Raw genomic sequence first — 7,240 nt, 5'->3', positions numbered from 1 at the left:
CCCCCTCATCCCCGGCTGCCGCGGAACTTCTCCCCCTCGGGGGAGAAGAAACAAGCCGCAACCGCCCAGCCAATAAGCGGGTGGTGTGTACTCAAGCGGACAATATATGCTGGACGAACCCTACCATAATAATGGCAGTCGTCACCCCTGATGCAGAATATGCGCCGCCTTCACGGCCGCGGATGCCCGGTTTTCCACCCCGAGCTTCACATAGATCTGCTCCAGATGCTTGTTCACAGTTCTTGCGGAAAGGCCGAGGATATCGCCGATATCGCGATTGGATTTGCCCTTCGCGATCCACAGCAGCACTTCCGATTCCCGGGCAGTGAGGGAAAAATGCTCGCGCAGCAGGTGGTCGCCGGATTTCTCATTGGCGGCGGTGAGGCGGAAGAGGAATTCATCCTGCCCCATGGCGCCGAGGAAGGACAGCTGCAGGGCGGGCCGCCCGGCCTCGGTGATCGTCAGCGGCACGTCGCGGCCGGTTTCCGCCGCCGCCCGTTCTGCGAGCCAGCGGCCAATATGGCTGGTGACGATTTCCATGCCGTCATCGCGGCCGGTGGCGGCGTTGACGAGGCGCGTCGCCTGCGGCGTTGACCAGTGGATGGCGCCATTGGCGCGCACGGCAAGCAGGTGGCGGCCGGCGGCGTCGAGCGCGACGCGGGCGCTTTGCGCCGAGCGGGCATTGGAGAGATGGACGCGGATGCGGGCGCGCAGCTCGTCGATGTTGATCGGCTTGGTCAGATAATCGACGCCGCCGGATTCGAGCGCCCGCACCACATGTTCGGTCTCCGTCAGCCCGGTCATGAAGATGACGGGCACCTGCGCCACCGCCGCATTGGCCTTCAGGCGGCGGCAGGTCTCGAAGCCGTCCATGGCCGGCATGACGGCATCGAGCAGGATGATATCGGGCGTGATGCGTTCGGCGATGTTGAGCGCGGCCTGGCCGGAGGTGGCGATGAGGGCGGAAAAGCCTGACTGTTCCAGTGCATCGGTGAGGAACCCCAGTGCTTCCGGGCTGTCATCCACCAGCAATACGATGTCTCTCGGGGCTGCCGCCGCCTGACCGCTCATGCCTTGCCGTCTCCCGTGTCGCTATCCGCAAACCGTTTGAGAAAATGCGCGTAACCGGCCAGATCGAAGGCCTGCACATAGGTGCCGAGCTCCTGCGTGAAGGGCAGGTTTTCCGTGTTGCGGGCAAGATCGGCGAGTTTCGCCTCGATGCCGCGTATGTAGCCTATTTCGCCGAGCCGCTGCAAATCCTGAATGTGAATTGCGCCGGGATGGACGATCTGCGCCACGGGCGGCGGCGATGGCGGGGGCGGAATATCCGCCTCGTAGATCCATTTCAGGCCGAGATGCACGGCAAGCCTGTCGCAAAGCTGGCGTATATCAACAGGCTTGGCGATGGCGTCATTGTGGTTGTCCTCGCCCGCGCCCGCCACGGTTCCGTCGCCGATATTGGCCGAGAGCATGATGAGCGGGGCGGTCTGCCCGGCTTCACGCAGTTTGGTCACAAGCTGCCAGCCGGTCATGCCGGGCATGGAAATATCGATAAGGAAGAGGTCGGGCTTCACGCCTTCGATGAGCGTCAGGCATTCCGGCCCGCTTTGGGCGGTCAGCACCACGAAATCGAGCGGCACCAGCACCTGCCGCATCAGCTCGCGATGATCCTCATTGTCATCGACCACGACGATGGTGCGGCGCGGCCCGGAATAGGAGCGGATGGTCTTTTCCGCCGCCGGCGCCGTGCTTGGCCGGTGCACGGCAGAGAGCATGAGGCGCACGCGGAAAGTGGAGCCTTCATCCTTTGCACTGGAAACGGAAATTTCGCCGCCGAGTGTATTGGTGAGGAGCCTTGTGATGGTCAGGCCGAGGCCGAGGCCCGGCATGGGGCGCACGCTGTCTGCCTCGCCGCGCTGGAAGGGTTCGTAGATGCGGGCGAGGTCTTTTTCGGCAATGCCGCGGCCGGTATCGGAAACGGTGAAGCTGGCCACCTGGCTGCGGTAACCGACATCGAAGGTGACGGCGCCCTCATCGGTGAACTTGATGGCGTTGGAGATGAGGTTGACGAGGATCTGCCGCAGCCGCTTTTCATCGGTGCGGACATATTGCGGCAGGGCGCGGGAGCGGTCATGGCGAAATTCCAGCCCCTTGGCCTGCGCCTGCGGGCGGAACATGTCGACGATCTGGTCGAGGAAATCCTGAATATTGATCTCGTTGGAATAGACCTGCAGACGGCCGGCCTCGATCTTTGAAATATCGAGAAGCCCGTCGATCAGGCCGGACAGGTGATCGGCCGAGCGGCGGATGACCTTGATCGCCGATTGCCGGGGCGGGGGGATGGTGTCGTCGCGCTCGAGAATCTGGGCATAACCCAGGACGGCGTTGAGCGGGGTGCGCAATTCATGGCTGAGGCCCACCACATAACGGCTCTTGGCGCGGTTGGCGGCCTCAGCCGTTTCCTTGGCGTCCTGAAGGGCGGCATCGGTCTTCTTGTGGGCGGCGATTTCCTTGAGCAGCAGCGTGTTCTGGCGGGAAGATTCCTCTTCCGCCACCACACGGCTGTCATGGGCAAGCACGAGGAACCAGCAGACGATGCCGGCAATGACGGCGAAGACGAAAAACACGATGAGGATGGTGCGGTTCACCACATCGGCCGTTTCCGGCGAGGCGGTGCCGACCTGATGGGCGATCATTGCCAATATGCCGCCGATGGCGGTGACGGCAATCGCCGCGGCCATGCCGTAACGTCCGAGCCGGGTGGCGAGTTTGGCGACCAGTTGATCCGGCAGGAAAGATTTCGCGACGGTCGCGACCTGATAGTTCAGCTTCGCCTTCGGCTTGCACATGTCATGGCAGCGGCTGTCAAGCGAGCAGCAGAGCGAACAGATCGGCGCGGCATAGGCGGGACACCAGGCCATGTCTTCCGGCTCGAAAGGGTGTTCGCAGATCGAGCAGGTGATGCTGCTTTCCTCACGCCATTTCTGGCGCGGCTTGCGGGCGAGATAAAATTTGCCCTTCGTGCCCCAGGCAATCAGCGGCGAGGCGATGAAAGCGACGATCAGTGTGAGATAGGGCGCGAGCGATGCGGCGAGCGGCCCGAAGGCGCCGAAATGCGCCATCAGCGCGATGGTCGCCGAAAGCGCCATGGAGCCGACGCCGACGGGGTTGATATCGTAAAGATGGGCACGCTTGAATTCGATGCCGGGCGGGGCAAGGCCAAGCGGCTTGTTGATGAAAAGATCGGCCGAGATGGTGCAGAGCCACGCCATGGCGATGATCGAAAAGATGCCGAGCGTTTCTTCCAGCAGCCGGTAAATGCCGAGTTCCATTAGAAGCAGCGCGATCGCCACGTTGAAGACCAGCCAGACGACGCGGCCGGGGTGGCTGTGGGTGAGGCGCGAGAAGAAGTTCGACCAGGCGAGCGAACCCGCATAGGCGTTCATGACGTTGATCTTCAGCTGCGAGACGACCACGAAGGCGACCATCAGCAGCATGGCCGCCGTCTCGTTGGGGATCATGTAACCGAAGGCGGTGAGATACATTTGCGCCGGATCGGCGGCGCGATCCACCGAGACGCCGGAACTGAAGGTGAGCACCACGAGGAAGGAACCGGCGAGCAGCTTCGGCACGCCGACGACGACCCAGCCCGAGCCCGCGAGGAAAACCGCAATGCGGTGACGCAGGCGGCTTTGCCCCTCGGCCGGCAGGAAGCGCAGGAAGTCCACCTGTTCGCCGATCTGCGACATCAGCGCCAGGATGACGGCGGAGGCCGCGCCGAATTCCACCAGATTGAAATCTGCCACCGTGCCGGGCGGCCCCGAGGCGTGGTGTATGCCGGCAAAGGCCCGCCACAGATCGTATTTTTCCCAGTCCATCAAAGCGATGAACACGAAGGGCAGAATATTCAGCACGATCCAGAAAGGTTGCGTGACGATCTGGAAGCGGCTGATGAGCCGCACGCCATGGGTGACGAGCGGAATGACCATGACGGCCGAGATGATGTAGCCGATCCACAAGGGTATGCCGAGCGCCAGTTCCAGCGCGCCTGACATGATCGACGCCTCAATGGCGAAGAGCATGAAGGTGAAGGCGGCATAGATGAGCGAGGTGATGGTGGAACCGATATAACCGAAGCTCGCGCCGCGCGTCAGAAGATCGATATCGACCCCGTGACGGATGGCATAACGGCTGATCGGCAGGCCGACGGCCAGCATGGCGATGGCGGCGACGAGAATGGCGTAAAAGGCGTTGGTGGTGCCGTAGGAGAGCGTGATGGCGCCGCCGATGGCTTCCAGCGCCAGAAAGGAAATCGCGCCGATGGCGGTGTGGGAAATGCGGTTGGAGGAAAATTGCCGGGCGCTCTTGGCGGTGAAACGCAGCGCATAATCTTCCAGCGTCTGGTTGGCGACCCAGCGGTTATATTCGCGCCTGACGGGGATGATGCGTTGCCGTGCCGCCATACCTATTGAGCGCCTTTCCGCAACGGGCCTCTCACAGCCGCACCGACATGCCGCCATCCACCGTCAGCACATGGCCGTTGACGAAGGAGGCCGCATCGCTGGCCAGAAACAGCGCCGCACCGGCAATCTCATCCGGCCGGCCCCAGCGCTCCAGCGGCACCCGCAGTTTGGCGAAGGCCACCATCTCAGGATTTTCGGCAAGGGCGGCATTGGTTTCGGTGGCGAACATGCCGGGTGCGATGGCGTTGCTGGTGATGCCGCGTGCGCCATATTCCACGGCAATCGCCCGCATCAGCCCGGTCAGACCCTGTTTGGCGACGGGATAGATCGCATCCCCCGGCCGGACGATATGGCCGAGGATGGAGGTGATGGTGATGATGCGGCCGTAACCATTGGCGTTCATGGCCTCTGCGGCATCGCGCGACAGAGAGATGGAGGAGGTGAGATCGGTGCGGATCAGTTCCAGCATGTCCTCGTCGCTGAATTCGGCAAGCGGGCGGCGGTCGCGCGCGCCGACATTGTTGACGAGGATATCGAGGTGGCCGAACTCGTCCATTATGCGGCGGACAAGGGCGCTGCCGGCTGCCGTATCAGCAATATCGAAGACGGCGTAATCGGCCTTGCCGCCGGCCTTGCGTAGCGTGTCGACCGCCTGTTCCAGCGTTTCGGCATTGCGGCCGGTCAGCCACACATGGGCGCCCGCTTCGGCAAAGGCGCTGGCGATTTCGAAGCCAAGGCCGCGGCCGCTGCCGGTGATGACAGCGGTGCGGTTTTCGAGAGAGAATTTCTGGAGAATGCCCATCGCTCACCTTCTTGCTTGACGTGCCGAAACTTCTTGGAGTTCGCGAAGGAAGAATATGCCGCGTGGGGCAGAGAGCGAAAGGTCGCCCGTCCGGCCCGGCTGTTCGGTGGACAGAAAAATGGCGTCGCCCGGTTCGGGCGACGCCATCAGTTCGATATCAGGCAGCAGCCGACTTTGCGAGCGGCACTTCTGCGATCGTCTTCAGAACGACGGAAGCGATCTGGTAAGGGCAGCCTTGAGAGTTCGGACGACGGTCTTCGAGGTAACCCTTGTAACCGTTGTTGACGAAGGAATGCGGAACGCGGATCGAAGCGCCACGGTCAGCAACGCCGTAGGAGAACTTGTTCCACGGAGCGGTTTCGTGCTTGCCGGTCAGGCGCAGGTGGTTGTCCGGACCGTAAACGTCGATGTGCTCTTTCCAGTTCTTGGCGAAAGCGGCCATGAGGGCTTCGAAATATTCCTTGCCGCCAACTTCGCGCATGAACTTGGTGGAGAAGTTGCAATGCATGCCCGAACCGTTCCAGTCGGTGTCGCCGAGCGGCTTGCAATGGAATTCGACGTCGATGCCGTACTGTTCGCAAAGACGCAGCAGCAGGTAACGGGCGATCCAGATCTGGTCGGCGGCGCGCTTGGAGCCCTTGCCGAATACCTGGAATTCCCACTGGCCCTTGGCCACTTCGGCATTGATGCCTTCGTGGTTGATGCCGGCTTCGAGGCAGAGATCGAGGTGCTCTTCAACGATTTCGCGGGCAACCGAACCGACATTCTTGAAGCCGACGCCGGTGTAATAAGGACCCTGCGGAGCCGGGTAACCCTGCTCCGGGAAGCCGAGCGGGCGGCCGTCCTGGTAGAAGAAGTATTCCTGCTCGAAACCGAACCATGCATCTTCGTCGTCGAGGATGGTTGCGCGGCTGTTCGACGGATGCGGGGTGACGCCATCGGGCATCATGACTTCGCACATGACGAGTGCACCATTGGAGCGGGCCGGGTCGGGATAGATCGCGACGGGCTTCAGCACGCAATCCGACGAGTGGCCTTCGGCCTGCTGCGTGGACGAGCCATCAAAGCCCCAAAGCGGCAGCTGCTCGAGTGTGGGGAATTCGTCGAATTCCTTGATCTGGGTCTTGCCGCGCAGGTTGGGGACCGGCTTGTATCCGTCCAGCCAGATGTACTCGAGTTTGAACTTAGTCATTACGAACCTCTCATAGGTAACAATGCGAAGCCTTGAGGCCTCCCGTGGCTTTGGCCACCGAAGCGCATTCGCGTTCAAGGGCTGACCCCTTAGATGCATGCCGCGTGCCAGATTGGCGATATCAGGCGATTTTTTCGAAAAATCTTTCAGGCCCCCTGTCGCCCAGGAGCCAGGATATCACGCGCGGATGGTTCTGCTGCACTGCGGAAGGCAAATTCACCCCTCATGTTTCATCATTGAATCCTGATAGATAGCCGGCGTCTCCCGGTGGAATGCCCTGCTGCGATGCAATGATTTCGGTTGCGCGCGAGGGATTGGCATTTGCCCCAAAAACCGGCGCTTTCGGAATGGTTTTTCTTGTAGATGAGACGAATAATGCCTATATTTTTCGCAAGGTGATTTTTTTTTAATCAAACGGAGCGAATCTGGCCTTTGCGGGTTTGCTCCTGATACCAAAGTGCTTCGATGCAAACAGAGTGAGATGACCGAAATGGCGACTGGCTTTCATCGTGAGACGGCAACGATCTATCAATTCCCGATTGGCGGGCGCGCGGGCGTGTCCAAATTCCGCAACAGCGGGCTGAGTGACCTCGAGCGCGAGGCGCGCGAGCCGCATGTGGATTTCGGCTCGTGGTACCACGACGAGGCGATCCGCGACGAAGAGCGGAACGACAAGCCGCATTCCTGATGTGAGACCGTGCCGTGCATTTCTTCTCCCCGCCGGGGAGAAGGTGGCCCGAAGGGTCGGATGAGGGGCTAGCTCACCGAATACCTTTAACCTTG

5 protein-coding genes are annotated in these 7,240 nt (G+C 61.4%); 1 reads left to right on the top strand and 4 read right to left on the bottom strand.

Translation table 11 applies throughout. The annotated features are described in order from the left end of the window. Positions 1-141: 141 nt before the first annotated feature. The 4 genes from AGR7B_RS11770 to AGR7B_RS11755 all read right to left on the bottom strand — a co-directional run bounded on the left by AGR7B_RS11770 (position 142) and on the right by AGR7B_RS11755 (position 6,457). Positions 142-1,071: a response regulator gene (locus AGR7B_RS11770; protein WP_080856715.1), complete on the bottom strand. Its 930-nt coding sequence runs from the start codon at positions 1,069-1,071 to the stop codon at positions 142-144. Beyond that, on the bottom strand, positions 1,068-4,463 hold the full coding sequence (locus AGR7B_RS11765; protein WP_080856714.1) for a hybrid sensor histidine kinase/response regulator: 3,396 nt from the start codon (positions 4,461-4,463) through the stop codon (positions 1,068-1,070). Before AGR7B_RS11765 ends, AGR7B_RS11770 begins: the two co-directional genes overlap by 4 nt. Before the next feature lie 31 nt (positions 4,464-4,494). After that, positions 4,495-5,265, bottom strand: a complete 771-nt coding sequence (locus AGR7B_RS11760; protein ID WP_080856713.1) for an SDR family oxidoreductase — start codon at positions 5,263-5,265, stop codon at positions 4,495-4,497. Positions 5,266-5,422: 157 nt separating this feature from the next. Further along, the gene (locus tag AGR7B_RS11755; RefSeq protein ID WP_065656766.1) at positions 5,423-6,457 is read right to left on the bottom strand and encodes a glutamine synthetase beta-grasp domain-containing protein; all 1,035 of its coding nucleotides are present in this window, start codon (positions 6,455-6,457) and stop codon (positions 5,423-5,425) included. A 481-nt stretch (positions 6,458-6,938) separates the two neighbouring features. Here AGR7B_RS11755 and AGR7B_RS11750 point away from each other — a divergent pair, with 481 nt between their 5' ends. Next, on the top strand, positions 6,939-7,145 hold the full coding sequence (locus AGR7B_RS11750) for a DUF2735 domain-containing protein (protein WP_065656767.1): 207 nt from the start codon (positions 6,939-6,941) through the stop codon (positions 7,143-7,145). Positions 7,146-7,240 lie beyond the last annotated feature (95 nt).

It is taken from the genome of Agrobacterium deltaense RV3 (assembly GCF_900013505.1).
Classification (GTDB): Bacteria; Pseudomonadota; Alphaproteobacteria; order Rhizobiales; family Rhizobiaceae; genus Agrobacterium; species Agrobacterium leguminum.
The sequence above is the reverse complement of the archived record's forward strand: the minus strand, read 5'-3'. Positions and strand labels throughout refer to the sequence as shown.

Excerpts from the sequence above, each read along its gene's own strand:
- AGR7B_RS11770 (WP_080856715.1), bottom strand. The coding sequence starts at position 1,071 with ATGAGCGGTCAGGCGGCGGCAGCCCCGAGAGACATCGTATTGCTGGTG.
- AGR7B_RS11760 (WP_080856713.1), bottom strand. The coding sequence starts at position 5,265 with ATGGGCATTCTCCAGAAATTCTCTCTCGAAAACCGCACCGCTGTCATC.
- AGR7B_RS11755 (WP_065656766.1), bottom strand. The coding sequence starts at position 6,457 with ATGACTAAGTTCAAACTCGAGTACATCTGGCTGGACGGATACAAGCCG.
- AGR7B_RS11765 (WP_080856714.1), bottom strand. The coding sequence starts at position 4,463 with ATGGCGGCACGGCAACGCATCATCCCCGTCAGGCGCGAATATAACCGC.
- AGR7B_RS11750 (WP_065656767.1), top strand. The coding sequence starts at position 6,939 with ATGACCGAAATGGCGACTGGCTTTCATCGTGAGACGGCAACGATCTAT.